Source organism: Roseateles sp. GW835-FHT13E02 (assembly GCF_058794035.1).
The window spans coordinates 177,961-191,370 of the sequence record NZ_JBXAGJ010000012.1; the positions used below are offsets into that span (position 1 = coordinate 177,961).

The following is a 13,410-nucleotide window of genomic DNA, read 5'->3' on the forward strand; positions in this document are numbered from 1 at the left end:
GAACGGGCGTCAAGCCCGTTCACCGCTTCACTCGATCAGCCGCACTGCCCCACATAGCCACAGGCGGTGCAGAAGTCGCAGCCGTCCTTGTGGATCATGGTGCGGTTGCCGCATTCCGGGCAGGGCTTGCCGGCCTGGGCCTGCAGGGCGCCGGCGCTGCTGGCCTTGCGCGCGCTGATCGGCGCTTGCAGCAAGCCCATCTCCACCAGGGGCAGGCCTTGCTCGTCCAGCACGCCCAGCATGGCGTAGCGGTGGATGATCAGGCGCGCCACATAGGCCACGGTCGAGGGCCAGATCTGCTGGCGCCGCTCACCCGAGAGGTTGGGCACCGGCGCCATGAAGTGGCCCAAAGGCTCGCCGACATTGAGCAGCTTGCGCAGCTTCATGCCGATCCAGGCCGGGTCCATCACACGCATGTCCAGGCTCAGCAGGCGGGCCATGCCGTCCAGGGCCTTGGGGTAGTTGCCCGAGAAGCCCATGGCGCAGGGCCGGGTGACGAAGCCGCCGTCCGGCGTGGGCAGGCTGACCTCTTTGAGGGTCAGTGTGAATTGCTCGTTGGTGGCCGGGTTGTCCACATCCACCGCCCAGGCCAGGGTGCCCATGGTGCTGGTGCGGGGCTCTTCGCGGCTGAACATGGCGTCGATCACCGGCGTGGCGCCGCCCTCGGCCAGGGCGCCGAGCTGCTCGCAACGCCAGCGAATCACCGCGGCCGTGGCCGCCACGACGCCAGGGAAGAGGCGCTGTTCGCCACCCGGCGGCATGGCCATCTCGAAAGACCGCTCCTCGGCCACGGTGGCCAGGGCGTCGAGCTTGAGGCGCAGCCAGGCCGCGTCATTGCTGCGCAGGTCCATGGACAGGGTCTTGGCCACGGCCGACAGGCCGCGCGGCTGCTCGGCGCCGTTGACCCAGACCTCAAAAGGCAGGTTCTTGCCGAACAGGCCGGCGTCGGGCCCCTCGGCCGGCAGCTCGCCGACGAAGAGGGCAAAGTCGCCATGCGGGTGGCGGATCATGTAGCTCCAGGCCGGGTTGCCATTCGGCAGCTCGGGCCGGCTGGGCCAGCGCAGCGAGGCCAGCACGGCATTGGGCAGGCGCGAGACCAGCATGCGCTGGTTGCCGCCATCCGAGGCCACCGGCTTGAGCGGCTCGGGCGAGCTGACCGCGGCAGCCGGCGCCGGCTGGGCCGATTCAACGCTGAGCACCGAACCGAGCACGCTATTGGGCCGGTAGGTGGCCAGGCCCTTGAGGCCGCTCTTCCAGGCCTGCGTGTACAGGTCCTGGAAATCGGCGTAGGGGTAGTCGGCCGGCACATTGACGGTCTTGGAGATCGAGGTGTCCACAAAGGGCGCCACCGCCGCCACCATCAAGGCATGGTCGGAGGCCGAGAGCTCCAGCGCCGTGACGAAGGCCGGTGACAGCGGCGCATCGCTGCCGAACATATGGCGGTACAGGCGCCAGGCATGATCCTCGACGGCGTACTCCTTGTAGCTGCCATCGGGCATGCGCTTCTTGCGGGTGTAGCTCCAGCTGAAGGCCGGCTCGATGCCGTTGGACGCGTTGTCGGCAAAGGCCAGGCTGATGGTGCCGGTGGGCGCGATCGACAGCAGGTGCGAGTTGCGCAGGCCCTGGGCGCGGATCTTGTCCTTCAGGCCTTGCGGCAGGCGCGAGGCGAAGTTGCCGCCCGAGAGGTAGAGGTCGGCATTGAAAAGCGGGAAGGCACCGCGCTCCAGCGCCAGATCGGCCGAGGCCTCGTAGGCCGCGTCGCGCATCAGAGTGCTGATCTCGCTGGCCATGGCGCGCGCGGCCTCGCTGTCGTAGCGCAGGTTCAGCATCACCAGGGTGTCACCCAGGCCGGTGAAACCCAGGCCGACGCGGCGCTTGTTGCGCGCCTCCTGCTGCTGCGCGGGCAGAGGCCAGGGCGTCACGTCCAGCACGTTGTCCAGCATGCGGGTGGCCGTGCGGCAGACCTCGGCAAAGGCCTCGCCGTCGAAGCTGGCGTCCAGGCCGAAGGGCTGGCGCACGAAATGCGTGAGGTTGACCGAACCCAGGCAGCAGCAGCCGTAGGGCGGCAGCGGCTGCTCGGCACAAGGGTTGGTGGCCGAGATGGACTCGCAGTAGTAAAGATTGTTGTCGTTGTTGATGCGGTCCAGGAAGAGCACGCCGGGCTCGGCATGGTCATACGTGGAGCGCATCACCATGTCCCAGAGCTCGCGCGCCTGCAGCTTGCGGTAGACCCAGAGTCCATCGCCGCGCTGGTAGGCGCCGGCCGCGCGCTGCTTGGCGCCGGGCTCGGCCTTGTGCACCAGCTCGATCTCGCCATTGGCCTCGACCGCCTGCATGAACACATCGGTCACGCCGACCGAGATGTTGAAGTTCTTCAGATCGCCCTTGTCCTTGGCGCGGATGAACTCCTCGACATCGGGGTGGTCACAGCGCAGCACGCCCATCTGCGCGCCACGGCGGGCGCCGGCCGATTCCACCGTCTCGCAGCTGCGGTCGAACACCCGCATATAGCTGACCGGGCCGGAGGCGCTGCTCTGGGTCGAACCGACCCAGGCGCCGCGCGGGCGGATGCGGGAAAAGTCGTAACCGACGCCGCCGCCGCGACGCATGGTCTCGGCCGCCTCGGTCAAGGCGGTGTAGATGCCCGGGTGACCATCGTCCAGCGAGGCAATCGAATCACCGACCGGCTGCACAAAGCAGTTGATCAAGGTGGCGCTGAGCTCGGTACCGGCGGCGGAGTTGATGCGGCCGGCCGGCACGAAGCCGCGGCGCTGGGCATCGAGGAATTTCGCTTCCCACTCGGCCCTGGCCTCGGGCGCCTCGGCCTGGGCCAGGGCGCGCGCCACGCGCAGGCGCAGCTCGTCCAGGGTCTGCTCCTCGCCTTTCGCGTATTTCTCCAGCAGCACCTCGGCGCTGATCTCCTGAGCCGGCAGGGCGGCCGGCGCCGCCAGGGGCTGGCGGGGCGCTTGCGGGACGCTGTCGAAATCAAACTGGGTGGGCTGGGGGGTGATGGACGAGCTCATGCGTGGTACTCCGGGAGCGCAAGCAAAATCAGTGGCGGGATCGTGGCGGCTGGCCGGGCCATGAAAGCCCGGCTGCGCATGCTGCAAGCATCTTAGCGAGCCCGTTTTGACCCGGATCAGCAGATGGGCCTGCCCGGCCTGGGCGGCGTCCGCGCAAAAATAAAGATGTCAGCGGCCACTCGCTTTTCAAGCCTCGGGAATTCGGGTTTGCAAGCTTTTGCAAGCGAATTTGGCTGCTGAATTTGACCCAAAAAAGATTTCACCAATTGACAAGTACCCAGGCTCGCGCCACATGAATCTCGACCTGTTTGATGACGCTCTGGAGCCGCCGCCGGCCCGGCAAGACCTGGCCCCCGGCGCCGTGTTGCTGCGCGGCCGGGCGCTGGCCCAGGCGCCCCAGCTGCTGGCCGCCGCCGAGGGCGTGATGGCCGCGGCCGCGCTGCGCCACTGGCTCACCCCCGGCGGCCGGCGCATGGCGGTGGCGATGACGAACTGCGGCCCCCTGGGCTGGGTCTCGGACGCGCGCGGCTACCGCTACCAATCGACAGACCCGCTGAGCGGCCAGCCCTGGCCGGCGCTGCCGCCGGTGATCGCCGAGCTGGCTGTGGCGGTGGCCGAGGAGGCTGGCTACCCCGGCTTTCGGCCCGACGCCTGCCTGGTCAACCGCTACCTGCCCGGCACGCCGCTGAGCCTGCACCAGGACCGCGACGAGCAGGATCTGCGCCAGCCCATCGTCTCCATCTCCCTGGGACTGCCGGCCGTGTTTCTGTTCGGCGGCCAGAGCCGCAGCGAGCGGCCAGCGCGCTGGCCGCTGCAGCATGGCGACGTGCTGGTCTGGGGCGGGCCCTCGCGCCTGGCCTTCCACGGCGTGCAGGCGCTGGCGCCGGGCCGCCACCCGCTGCTGGGCGAGCAGCGCATCAACCTGACCTTGCGCTGCGCGGGATGACGGAAGATGCAGCCCACCGCTGCAAAGGATCTCTCCCATGTCCACGCATCACGCCACCATCCGCTGGGCCCTGGGCCCCGATGAAGACTTCACCGGCCGGCGCTACAGCCGTGCCCACCGCTGGCAGTTCGACGGCGGCGCCGAGGTGGCGGCCTCCAGCTCGCCCAGCGTCGTGCGCCTGCCCTTCTCCGACCCCAGCGCCGTGGACCCCGAAGAAGCCTTCATCGCCGCCCTGTCCAGCTGCCACATGCTCTGGTTCCTGGACCTGGCGGCCCGCGCCGGCTATGTGGTGAGCCACTACGAGGACCCGGCCGAAGGCCTGATGGCCCAGAACGAAGCCGGGCAGGACGCCATCACCGAGGTGATGCTGCGGCCCGAGGTGCAGTTTGGCGGCGCCCAGGCGCCCGACGAGGCAGCCGTGCAAGCCCTGCACCATGCCGCACACACGCACTGCTTCATCGCCAACTCGGTGCGCAGCACCGTTCGCTGCGAAGGCAGCTGGAGCTACCGGGCAACTTGAGCGGGTGATTCAAGCGGGCCGAGGCAAGCGGTAGTGATGCTCCACACAGGCCTCGCCGCGAAACACCGCGGCCTGGCTGTCCACCCGCGCAAAGCCCAGGCGCTCCAGCAAGCGGATGGAGCCGAGGTTGCGCGAATCGGTGATGCCGCGAACTTCGGCCGCCGGCGAACACGCCCACAGCAAAGCGATCAGCGCCCCCACGCCTTCGGCCGCCAGGCCCTGGCCCTGGCGGGCCGCATGCAGGCTGAAACCGATCTCGACGGACGCCGAGTCGGCCGCCAGGCACAGGCCGATGTCACCGATCAAGCGATCGCTGCCCGCCTCGGCCAGGCCGAGCTGGCACCAGGCGCCGGGCTGCAGCAGGGGCGCGCTGGCCATCTCCTGCAAAAAGGTCAGAGCCTGGGCATCGCTCTGCGCCTGCCAGCCTTGGTACAACCCGACTTGCGGGTCCTGGCGGTAAGCCTGAAAGTCCGCCAGATCGCCGGCACGCAAGCGGCGCAAAAGCACCCGCGCGCTGCGCTGCGGCAGCGCGTCCTCCAGCGAAGCGCTCATGCCGGTTTCAGCCACGGCCATCAACCCTGCGCCGAGCGCGCCGCCACCTTGGCCTTGACCTCGTCCGGCGACCAGAAGAACCAGTCGCGCTCCTGCATCAGCGCACGCAAGGCTTCGCTCTGGCCCTGGTTGACCTTGCCCGGGATCAGGCCCAGTCGAAGCTGGGTTTGCTCAGCGATCTGGCCCAGCTCCAGCAGCTGCTGCTGCAGACGGGTGAAGACCACCTGACGGTAGAGATCGCTGGTGAAGAGCTTGAAGCGGCCGGTGGGCACCTCATGCACCTCCTGCATCTGCGCCAGCTTGACGCCGGGCGTGTCCTGGTAGGCCTTGACCTCCAGCACCAGCAGCTCCTGGCGGCCCGGGTGGTAGGCCAGCATGTCGATCTCGGGCTTGGGCGCCGAGGTCTTGCCGATCTGGCGCTTTTCATCCTGCGTCAGCGCGACCTTGAAACCCCGGCGCACCCAAAAGCCCGCTTCTTCCAGCAACAAGGCGACGATGTTCTCGAATTTGTCGACGCCCACGATCAGGCGCTGCTGCTGCTGTTCACTCATCTTTTCTATCCCACTCACCGGCTAACCGAACAGCGGGAAGTCTAGCTGCGGGCCGGCGCCTGATTCACTGGCTTCAGCGCAAGGCCTCCACCGGCTGCAGGCCCAAGGCCAGGCGGATGTGGCGGGCCGCAGCCAAGGCGGTGATGCCCACCGTCAGCAAGGCCGCCACCAGCAGCGGCAAGGCCAGGCCCGGCAACGGCGCCAGGCGGTCGACAAAGCCGTCGAGGTAGGCCATGCCCGCCAGGCCGGCCAGGGGCAGGCCCAAGATGCCGGCCAGCAGCAGCGGGCCACGGAACTCGCGCGCCACTTCGGCGGCAATGTCCGCGTGGCTGGCGCCATGCAGGCGACGCAGGACCAGCTCGGTGCGGCGGCGGCGCAAGGTGTCGGCCACCAGGGCGTAGGCGCCCAGCATGGCCACGCCGACCGCCAGCAGGGCCACCACGCTGAGCACCTGGCGCAGCTGCTCTTCCTGGCGGTAGACCAGGGCGGTCTGCTCCTCGGCGCTCCAGACCATATGCCCCAGCGGCGGGCCATGCGTGCGCCAGACCTCCTCCAGGCCGGCGCGCAGGGCGCGGGCATCGGGACCGTAGACCGTCAAGTCCCACTGCGGCGCATCGCTGAGTACAAAGCCTTGCGGCTGGGCCGCATCGCGCGCCGACTCCTGCTTGATGTCATGGACCACCGCCACCACCCGGCGCTGCTCCTGGCCCTCCTGGACTTGATCACCACCGCCGCGCAGCACGGCGCCCACGGCCGCCTGCGGCGTGGCAAAACCCAGCAAGCGCGCCGCCTTGGCGTCGATCACCAGGCGGCCCTCGCCGCTGCCCTGCTCGGGCGCGCCGGCCAAGACCTTCATGCCGTAGGTGACGAAGTAGCTCGGCGAGACCGTGGTCATGCGCAGCATCTGCTTGGCGCCGCTGGGGCTGACGTGCAATTCACTCGGGCCCCAATGGTCCATGGCCGGGCGGGCGGTGCTGAAGGCGAAATGCTGGATGGCGGGATGCTGGCGCAGGCCATCGACAAAGGCATCGAGCTTGGGCACGAAATCGCGCTCGACCAGGGCGCTGAGCACCAGGCGGTTGCGGGTCTCGAAGCCGCGGTCCAGCTGCAGCAGATGGCGGTGCTGCAAAGCCATCACCCCGCTCAAGGCCAGCAGCAGCAAGGCGCCGCCCAGCTGCAGGCTCAACAAGCCCTGGCGCAGGCGCCGGCCCCAGGGCCCTTCGCTGACCGTGCGGCCTTGCAAGGCTGGCGCCGGCACCTGGCGCAGGGCCAGGGTGGCCGGCAAGGCCAGGCTCAGCGGCAGCAGCACCAGTTGCAGCAGCAAGAGGCCTTGCCAGGCCGGCGCCGGCAACGCGTCCACCACCGGGCGCTGGGCGCTCAGGCCCAGCCAGTCGGCGGCGGCCGGGCCCAACCACCAGGCCAGCAAGGCCGCGCCAGCCGCGGCCAGGCCCAAGGTGATCAAGAGTTCGGTACACCAGAGCTGCAGCAGCTGGCCACCGCTGGCGCCCAGGCTGCGGCGCAGCGCCGTCTCGCGCTGGCGCTGCAGCAGCTGGGCCGCCTGCAAGTTCATGGTGTTGATGGCGGCCAGCAGCAGGAGCAGGCCGCTGGCGGCGCCCAAGGCCGTCAGCACGGTCCAGAGCAAGTCCTGACCCTCGAGCGGCAGCTGGGGCAGGGGCAGCACGCGGAAGTCGGCCGCGGCCTGCTCCGGCCCGGCGGTTTTCCATTCGGCCGGCAGCTTGTCGTGCAAGGGATGGGCGCGGTAGGCCGCGGCCAGCAAGGGCGCGAGCTGCTGGACTTCAGCGCCCGGGCGCAAGCGGGCATAAACCTGCGCATTGCCCTTGTGGATGCCCTCCAGCGCCTCGGGGCTGTCGAGCAGGCCGCCGCGGAAATCCACCCCGGCCAGCTCGAAGCTGGCCATGGCCTCATGCGCCGCATCCAGCGTGCTGCGGCTGTCGAGCGCCGGGATCACCGCCGTCACCGTGTAGCTCTTGCCCCGGCATTCGACGATGCGGCCCAGGGCCTGGGCCAGGGGCAGATCGCCCCAGAGCTTGCGCACCAGCTTGGGCGTCAGGGCAATCGCATCCTTGCGGGCGAGCGTGGCTGCCAGGTCGCCATGCAGGGTCTTCAAACCCATCAGCGGCACCAGATCGGGGTCGGCGATCAGCACCCGCACCACCTCGACACGGCTCTGGCCATCGCCGCTCATCTGCAAGGTGAAGCCCTCGCTGCTGCTGCGGCTGATCTGCTCCAGCGGCAGGCCGCGGGTCTTGAGCCAGGGCGCCAGGCCGGCCGGCGCGGCCAGCTGCCAGTCGCTCTCCGCGCCGCCTTCGCCCTTGGCATGGGGGCGGAAGTCCAGCATGACCACGCGCTCGGGCGCGGGCACGCCGGGGTCGATGGCGCTGCGCGACAGGGCCAGCACGGCCACCAGCAGGCAGGCCGCCTGCGCCAGCATCAGGCCACCGGCCGAGACCAGGGTGGCGGCGCGGCGCTGGCGCAGGCCGGCCCAGGCTTCGCGCAGCAGCAAAGTCAGCGGGCCGCTCATGCGCAGGCCTCCGCGTGGGCGTCCACCAGCAGGCGGCCATCGAGCAGGCGCACGGTGCGCGAGGCCAGGGCCGCATGCTCGGGGCTGTGGGTCACCATCACCAGGGTCGTGCCCTCTTCGTTCAGCTGACGCAGCAGGTGCATGACCTCCTGGCCATGGGCGCTGTCGAGGTTGCCGGTGGGCTCGTCGGCCAGCAGCAGGGCTGGCCGCGCGGCGATGGCGCGGGCAATCGCCACACGCTGCTGCTGGCCGCCGCTGAGCTGGCTGGGCCGGTGGCCGGCACGGTGGCTCAGGCCCAGGCGTTCCAGCACCTCGGCCACAAGCTGGCGCTGCGCCCGCTCGGGCTGCTCGCCGTAGCGCAGGGCCAGTTGCACGTTGTCCTGCACGCTGAGTTCTTCCACCAGATTGAAGCTCTGGAAGACAAAGCCGATGCGGCCGCGGCGCAGGGCCGCCAGCTCGCGCGGACTCTTGCGCGCCAGGTCTTCGCCCTCCAGCAGGTAGCGGCCGCTGCTGGGCCGGTCCAAGAGGCCCAGCAGGCCCAGCAAGGTGGACTTGCCGCAGCCCGAGGGCCCGGTGATGGCCACGTACTCGCCGGCCTCGATGCGCAGGTCGATGGCATGGAGGGCGAGGGTCTCGACATCACCGGCGCGGTGACGTTTGCTCAGTTGGCACAGTTCGATCATGAGGTGATGGCTGCGCCCGCGGCGGGCGGCGGCAAAAAGAAGTGATGGGGCTTGCGGAAGACTTCAGCCCCGGACCTGCCAGCATCGCCGCCCCGCAGGCCGTCCGCCAAGCCCCCTGTCCGCTTCCGGACACCGGGCTGGCGCGCGCGTGCGTGCTGCTGCGAAGATGCGGGCCGTGAACCAACACGAAGCTTTGGCCTTGCCGCCCGCCCACCAGATCCTGCTGCTCGACGACGACCCCGGCGTCGGCCTGGCCGCCCAGCTGCTGCTGCAGCGCCGGGTGGCGCCCATCCATTGCCTGCGCCGGCCGGCCGAGCTGATGGCCGCCCTGGACCGGCTGCGCCCCAGCCTGCTTCTGCTGGACCTGAACTTCGGCCCCGGCCGCAGCGATGGCGCGCAAGGCCTGCAGCTGCTGGCCGAGGTGCAGGCCCGGCCGCAGGCGCCCCTGGTGGTGGTGATGACGGCCTATGCCGACATCGATCTGGCCGTGCAGGCGCTCAAGCGCGGCGCTTTCGACTTTCTGACCAAGCCTTGGGACAACGTGCGCCTGATCGCCACCTGCCGCGAGGCCTTGCAGCGGGTCGATCAGCAAAGTACAGCGAGCCGGCAAGACCTGACCCCACCGGTCGCATCCAAACCCGAACTCACACCGGACAGCGACCGCTCCCTCGCCGCCCAGGAGCGCGCCGCCGTGCTGGCCGCCATGGCCGAAGCCGAGGGCAATCTCAGCGCCGCCGCCCGCATCCTGGGCCTGTCGCGTGCGGCCCTCTACCGGCGCCTGGACAAGCATGGGCTTTGAGTCCTTGCGCCTGCTGGCGGCCGCCCTGCTCTGGGCCGCGGCCGGTGCCCTGGGCCAGGCCCTGCTGGCACGCGGGCCGCTGAGCGCGCGCGGCGCCCTGGGCTTGCTGCTGCTGGCCGGGGCGGGCCTGGCCTGCGCCTGGCCCTTGCTGCGAGCAGCCGTGCAGCTGCGCCGCCGCCCACCGCTGCCCTTGCCGCCCGAGCCACCCCTGGCTGCAGATCAGCGCCAGCTGATCCTGCTGCAGACGCAGCTGGAACACCTGCCGGTGGCCGCCTGGGTGCTGCGCGAAAGCGCGGCGCAGCCCACGCTGCAGGCCCTGAGCAGCCGAGCACGGCGCCTGGCCGCACCGGGTGGCGTGCGCGAGCCTGCGGCCTTGCAGGCCCTGCTGCGCAGGCCGGACATCCGCAGCGGCCCGGTGCTGCTGGACACCGAGCGCGGCAGCGAACGCTGGCAGCTGCAGCGCCAGCCGCTCTCGCTGGACGGCGAACAGCAGACCCTGCTGGCCCTGGTGCCGCTAGAGAACGAGCTGGAGGGTGAATCGCTGCAAGCCTGGCAGCAGCTGGTGCAGGTGCTGACGCACGAGATCATGAATTCGCTGACGCCCATCCAGAGCCTGAGCCAGACGGCCCAGCTGCTGCTGGACGAACCGCCCCTGGTGGAGGCCGATCTGCGCAGCGCCCTGGCCGGCATCGAGCTGCGCGCGGCCGAGCTGGCGCGCTTTGTGCGTATCTACCGGCGTGTCAGCCAATGGCCAGCGCCGGTGCTGGCCCCGGTGGCGCTCGATGGTTTGCTGCAGCGGCTGCAGCAGGCGGTGGCCCCGGCCTGGCGGCAGCGTGGTGGTGAGGCCAGCTTCGAGCCGGCCAGCGCAGGCCTGTATTTGCAAGCCGATGAAGGCCAGCTGGAGCAGGCCCTGCTAGCCCTCTTGCGCAATGCCGAGCAGGCCACCGAAGGCCTGAGCCAGCCGCGCCTGTGGGTGCAGGCGCGCCAGGGCCGCGGCGGCCGCCTGCAGCTCAGCGTGCGCGACAACGGCCCCGGCGTACCGCCGGGCCTGGAGCACAAGATCTTCATGCCCTTTTTCAGCGCCCGCGAAGGCGGCCAGGGCATCGGCCTGACCGTGGTGCGCCAGCTGGTGCACGGCATGGGCGGCCGCGTGCGCCATGTGCGGCCGCTGGAGGGCGGCGCGGCTTTTGTATTGAGCTTCTGAGCCGCAGGCCCTAACTCAGACCGTGATCGGCAGGCGCCGGTCCAGCCCGGCCAGATCGCGGCAGAAGAACTCGTCGCGCAGGTATTTGCTCTCGTACTCGCGCACGTCGTAGTGGACCCAGGTGGGCGCAATGTCCGAGGGTTCCAGCGATTTGCGGTTGCGGGCCAGCCAGCCGATCTGGGCATTGGACTTTTCGACCAGCAGGCTGCGCAGCTCGTTGCAGCGCTCCAGGTCTTCGCGCTTGCCCATGCCGGGCGCCAGCACGGTGTCGATGTCCACGGCCTTGCCGTGGTGGTTCGTGGTGGTGCGGCCCTTGCGCTCGTTTTCGACCGCGCAGCGGTAACCCGAGGAGAAGCTGAAGCGAATGTCTGGCTGGTAGGCAAACAAGGCCCGCGCCGCCCAGAGGATCAGGCGGTGGATGCCGGGGTACTCATAGCGGTGGAACTTTTCCTGGCCCTCGCCGCCGGGCATGTAGCGCCCTTTGAAGCGGCCCTGGCCGAAACCACTGCAGACGCCGCAAGGGCAGCGCAGCTGCGCAAAGTCGATGGGAAAGCGGCTGGCCAGCTCGTCGATGGCCATAAAGGTGGCGCGGTCCACCACGCCGCTGGGCGCGCTCAGGCCCATGTAGTCGCGCTGAAAGCTCTTCACCTGCAGCTCGGTGCCCGAGCCGAAGTCCCCATCGAGCAGCGTGCCGCGGTAGCCCGCCAGGCGCAGCTGCAGCTCCACCACATCGTCACCCTTGAGCCCTTGTTGCAGGACCCGATCACCGTATGCCATGCCATGCTCCTTGCTCGCTGAACGCCCGCGACGCTGCGGGGCGAGTAGGAGGCTAGGGGCTCACAAGCCGGCCGGCCATCCCCAGGTGACGCGTGAATAGTGGCGGGCTGCGGATCGCATCAGTCGCCGAGATCGATCTCGGCCTGAAGCGCCGTGCCTTGAAGACAGGCCGGCCGCTCGTAATCGGCCAGCAGCCATGCGCGTTCGCGCTGCGCTGCGGCCTCTTGCAGCAGCTCGCCCAGCAAGCGGATGGAGCGCCCGTCGAGGGCGGCGAACGGTGTGTCCAGCAGGGTCAGGCGCGCGCCGCAAACAGCGGCCGCCAGCAAGCCCAGCTTGCGCCGGCTGCCGGCGGAGAGCATGTAGAGCGGCTTGTCCAGATGCGGCGCCAGCGCAAAACCCTCAACCAGGGCCGGCTCCAGGTCGGCGCGCCAGCCGGCATAGCGCTGGCGTAGGCCGCTCAGCCACGCCGAGGCCAGCTGGGCGTCCAGCGCCGGGTCGGTCGGGTCCTCGAAAAAGATGTCCGCAGGAGCCAGGCTGCATTCGATCTGGCCCGCGAGCGGCGCACCCGGCCGCCCCGCGATCAAGCGCAAGCAGCGCGTCTTGCCTCGGCCATCGCCGCCGCGCAGCAGGCTCAGGCCCGGGCGCAGCTCGAAGCTCAGGCCCAGGATCAGGGGCGGCTGGCTGGGATCGGGGTGGGCGAGGCTAAGGCCACGGGCGCGATAGACGGCCTGGGATGGGTCGGGGGACAACATGGAGCATTCGCAAGAATTGGGGCGCACTCATTCTCCGGGAACGCGGCGGGATTTCGAGAGCGCTGGCCGCGACCGCACAATTCCGATGAATGCGCTCACCCCTCCTCACAACAGGAGCCTCTTGCCCATGCGACACCCTCGCCCCCTCGTCCTTGTGCTCATCGCCGCCCTGATCGGATCCAACGCCTGGTGGGCGTATCAAGCGATCGACGCCGGCATCACCCGCAGCTATACCGAAATCTCTGCAGCAGAAACTCGCCAGGCGCTGGCGCAAACCAGGGCCCTGGTTCGAGCGATGGCCAAGGGTTCGTACACCCGACAGACCCTGATCGAGGCTGCGCGACAGCCCGTGCCCGAGAGCGAGCCTTTTGAGAAGGAGGGGTTTGTCTGGATCGGCCAGCTCGGCCTGAAGTTCGATGCTGCGGGCACCTTCTTGCAATTGAACGAGGAGGCTGACGAACGGCTGCCCTGAAGGAAGCCGACGCTGGCCTGCCCCTCACCATCTCCCCCGACCGAGACTTGAAAGCCCCGAGCGATGCCCGCCAACAAAACCCAAGCCACAGCCGCCGATGTGGCCGCCTACCTGAACGCGATTGCCGATGCCGCCCGACGGGCAGACTGCCTCGCGCTGGCCGACTTGATGCAACGCGCCACCGGCCAGCCTGCCGTGATGTGGGGCAGCGCCATCGTCGGCTTCGGCCTGCACCGCTACCCGCTGGCGGGCGGCAAGACCGGTGAGATTTGCGCCGTGGGCTTTGCCTCCCGGTCGGCGGACATCGCGCTCTACGGACTGACAGGGTTTGACGAGGCCGAGCCCTTGCTGGAAACGCTGGGCAAGCTCAAGCGCGGCAAAGGCTGCGTCTACCTGAAGCGGCTGGCCGATGTGGACCCAGGCGCGTTGGAGCAGTTGGTGACGCAGGCCTTCAACAGCAAGAAGGTCTGAGGGCGACGGCTGCAAACTGCACGAAACCGCCTTTGGTTTTGCTCGTGAGGCCCTGCAGCCCGCGCCGCCACCGGGCTCATGGTTCCGGGGTCGGCCCTGGCGGGCCGACTTCCCTGCG

Annotated in this window: 13 protein-coding genes; 6 read left to right on the forward strand and 7 right to left on the reverse strand. The window is 69.6% G+C overall.

The window, feature by feature from the left end; translation table 11 throughout:
* Nucleotides 1–35 precede the first annotated feature (35 nt).
* The gene (locus tag AC1Q6P_RS13765; RefSeq protein WP_492664410.1) at nucleotides 36–3,023 is read right to left on the reverse strand and encodes an adenosylcobalamin-dependent ribonucleoside-diphosphate reductase; all 2,988 of its coding nucleotides are present in this window, start codon (nucleotides 3,021–3,023) and stop codon (nucleotides 36–38) included.
* 292 nt (nucleotides 3,024–3,315) lie between these two features.
* Here AC1Q6P_RS13765 and alkB point away from each other — a divergent pair, with 292 nt between their 5' ends.
* Nucleotides 3,316–3,969, forward strand: a complete 654-nt coding sequence (gene alkB, locus AC1Q6P_RS13770) for a DNA oxidative demethylase AlkB (protein WP_492664411.1) — start codon at nucleotides 3,316–3,318, stop codon at nucleotides 3,967–3,969.
* A 37-nt stretch (nucleotides 3,970–4,006) separates the two neighbouring features.
* Nucleotides 4,007–4,489: an OsmC family protein gene (locus AC1Q6P_RS13775; RefSeq protein ID WP_492664412.1), complete on the forward strand. Its 483-nt coding sequence runs from the start codon at nucleotides 4,007–4,009 to the stop codon at nucleotides 4,487–4,489.
* A 9-nt stretch (nucleotides 4,490–4,498) separates the two neighbouring features.
* Here the strand turns inward: AC1Q6P_RS13775 and AC1Q6P_RS13780 are convergent, their stop codons facing one another.
* The 4 genes from AC1Q6P_RS13780 to AC1Q6P_RS13795 all read right to left on the reverse strand — a co-directional run bounded on the left by AC1Q6P_RS13780 (nucleotide 4,499) and on the right by AC1Q6P_RS13795 (nucleotide 8,817).
* Nucleotides 4,499–5,041, reverse strand: coding sequence for a GNAT family N-acetyltransferase (locus tag AC1Q6P_RS13780; protein ID WP_492664413.1), 543 nt, complete (start codon nucleotides 5,039–5,041; stop codon nucleotides 4,499–4,501).
* Between the two features lie 20 nt (nucleotides 5,042–5,061).
* Nucleotides 5,062–5,592: a hypothetical protein gene (locus AC1Q6P_RS13785; protein WP_492664414.1), complete on the reverse strand. Its 531-nt coding sequence runs from the start codon at nucleotides 5,590–5,592 to the stop codon at nucleotides 5,062–5,064.
* A 73-nt stretch (nucleotides 5,593–5,665) separates the two neighbouring features.
* Nucleotides 5,666–8,134 (reverse strand): FtsX-like permease family protein, encoded by a 2,469-nt coding sequence (locus tag AC1Q6P_RS13790; RefSeq protein WP_492664415.1) that lies wholly within the window; start codon nucleotides 8,132–8,134, stop codon nucleotides 5,666–5,668.
* Complete coding sequence (locus tag AC1Q6P_RS13795) at nucleotides 8,131–8,817, reverse strand: ABC transporter ATP-binding protein (protein WP_492664416.1); 687 nt, start codon at nucleotides 8,815–8,817, stop codon at nucleotides 8,131–8,133. The genes AC1Q6P_RS13790 and AC1Q6P_RS13795 overlap by 4 nt, the downstream gene beginning before the upstream one ends.
* A gap of 175 nt (nucleotides 8,818–8,992) precedes the next feature.
* Here AC1Q6P_RS13795 and AC1Q6P_RS13800 point away from each other — a divergent pair, with 175 nt between their 5' ends.
* Nucleotides 8,993–9,616, forward strand: coding sequence for a response regulator (locus AC1Q6P_RS13800; RefSeq protein WP_492664417.1), 624 nt, complete (start codon nucleotides 8,993–8,995; stop codon nucleotides 9,614–9,616).
* Nucleotides 9,606–10,820, forward strand: a complete 1,215-nt coding sequence (locus AC1Q6P_RS13805; RefSeq protein ID WP_492664418.1) for a sensor histidine kinase — start codon at nucleotides 9,606–9,608, stop codon at nucleotides 10,818–10,820. Before AC1Q6P_RS13800 ends, AC1Q6P_RS13805 begins: the two co-directional genes overlap by 11 nt.
* A 15-nt stretch (nucleotides 10,821–10,835) precedes the next feature.
* Here AC1Q6P_RS13805 and AC1Q6P_RS13810 read toward each other — a convergent pair whose 3' ends face one another.
* Nucleotides 10,836–11,597 (reverse strand): peptidoglycan-binding domain-containing protein, encoded by a 762-nt coding sequence (locus tag AC1Q6P_RS13810; protein WP_492664419.1) that lies wholly within the window; start codon nucleotides 11,595–11,597, stop codon nucleotides 10,836–10,838.
* A 119-nt stretch (nucleotides 11,598–11,716) separates the two neighbouring features.
* A complete protein-coding gene (locus AC1Q6P_RS13815) occupies nucleotides 11,717–12,349 on the reverse strand; it encodes an ABC transporter ATP-binding protein (protein ID WP_492664420.1) in 633 nt (210 codons plus the stop codon).
* A 127-nt stretch (nucleotides 12,350–12,476) separates the two neighbouring features.
* Here AC1Q6P_RS13815 and AC1Q6P_RS13820 point away from each other — a divergent pair, with 127 nt between their 5' ends.
* Nucleotides 12,477–12,821 (forward strand): hypothetical protein, encoded by a 345-nt coding sequence (locus tag AC1Q6P_RS13820; RefSeq protein WP_492664421.1) that lies wholly within the window; start codon nucleotides 12,477–12,479, stop codon nucleotides 12,819–12,821.
* Between the two features lie 63 nt (nucleotides 12,822–12,884).
* Complete coding sequence (locus AC1Q6P_RS13825) at nucleotides 12,885–13,292, forward strand: DUF1801 domain-containing protein (protein ID WP_492664422.1); 408 nt, start codon at nucleotides 12,885–12,887, stop codon at nucleotides 13,290–13,292.
* Nucleotides 13,293–13,410 lie beyond the last annotated feature (118 nt).

Coding starts and splice junctions, on each gene's coding strand:
- alkB (WP_492664411.1), top strand. CDS start 3,316: ATGAATCTCGACCTGTTTGATGACGCTCTGGAGCCGCCGCCGGCCCGG.
- AC1Q6P_RS13825 (WP_492664422.1), top strand. CDS start 12,885: ATGCCCGCCAACAAAACCCAAGCCACAGCCGCCGATGTGGCCGCCTAC.
- AC1Q6P_RS13790 (WP_492664415.1), bottom strand. CDS start 8,134: ATGAGCGGCCCGCTGACTTTGCTGCTGCGCGAAGCCTGGGCCGGCCTG.
- AC1Q6P_RS13795 (WP_492664416.1), bottom strand. CDS start 8,817: ATGATCGAACTGTGCCAACTGAGCAAACGTCACCGCGCCGGTGATGTC.
- AC1Q6P_RS13820 (WP_492664421.1), top strand. CDS start 12,477: ATGCGACACCCTCGCCCCCTCGTCCTTGTGCTCATCGCCGCCCTGATC.
- AC1Q6P_RS13805 (WP_492664418.1), top strand. CDS start 9,606: ATGGGCTTTGAGTCCTTGCGCCTGCTGGCGGCCGCCCTGCTCTGGGCC.
- AC1Q6P_RS13810 (WP_492664419.1), bottom strand. CDS start 11,597: ATGGCATACGGTGATCGGGTCCTGCAACAAGGGCTCAAGGGTGACGAT.
- AC1Q6P_RS13775 (WP_492664412.1), top strand. CDS start 4,007: ATGTCCACGCATCACGCCACCATCCGCTGGGCCCTGGGCCCCGATGAA.
- AC1Q6P_RS13780 (WP_492664413.1), bottom strand. CDS start 5,041: ATGAGCGCTTCGCTGGAGGACGCGCTGCCGCAGCGCAGCGCGCGGGTG.
- AC1Q6P_RS13815 (WP_492664420.1), bottom strand. CDS start 12,349: ATGTTGTCCCCCGACCCATCCCAGGCCGTCTATCGCGCCCGTGGCCTT.
- AC1Q6P_RS13765 (WP_492664410.1), bottom strand. CDS start 3,023: ATGAGCTCGTCCATCACCCCCCAGCCCACCCAGTTTGATTTCGACAGC.
- AC1Q6P_RS13785 (WP_492664414.1), bottom strand. CDS start 5,592: ATGAGTGAACAGCAGCAGCAGCGCCTGATCGTGGGCGTCGACAAATTC.